This window comes from Mesorhizobium sp. WSM4830 (assembly GCF_055811495.1).
The window spans coordinates 1-510 of record NZ_JBVVQI010000113.1; the positions used below are offsets into that span (position 1 = coordinate 1).

Sequence of the window (510 nt, forward strand, 5' to 3'; positions counted from 1 at the left end):
GCCACATACTCCGGATCCACCTTGGGCAAGATGTTGAAGAGCACCGTCTGATTGGCGCCTGACCTTGCGAGAAACTCGGTCGACACCGGGCCGACCCCAGAGAAGTTACCGGTCTCCACTGCTACGACGGCAAGAAGATCTTGGCCACCCTGCAAACAGCGGTTGTGACCCAGGAGGCGGAAGCCTACACCCTGTTTCGACGGGTCTGTCCGGATTGCCACAATTTTCGGTAACCGACAGCAAGTTCCACGTGCGGCTGTCGGCGGCGTGATGCGGCATCCGTCCGTGGACGGGTATGAAATCGCGCAAAATCGTAAAGTGGCGCACAGCACGCGATTCGAACCGCCAACAGGCGCAGGGACTCGATTTAGCAAGTGAATTCAGTAGCAGCACTGTATTGGCGGTATCCCTCTCCCGCTACCAGCGCTCCCACTGTACGGCCCGAAGACATGGGTAACAGTTTGTACCTAAGACATGGGTGACAACCTCGTGCCGAACGGGTTGTCGATG

General features: G+C 57.8%; 1 pseudogene. It reads right to left on the bottom strand.

The features are described from left to right. Nucleotides 1-92, bottom strand: a pseudogene (locus AC0L2Y_RS34585) (SDR family NAD(P)-dependent oxidoreductase); the annotation flags it as partial. Nucleotides 93-510: the final 418 nt, after the last annotated feature.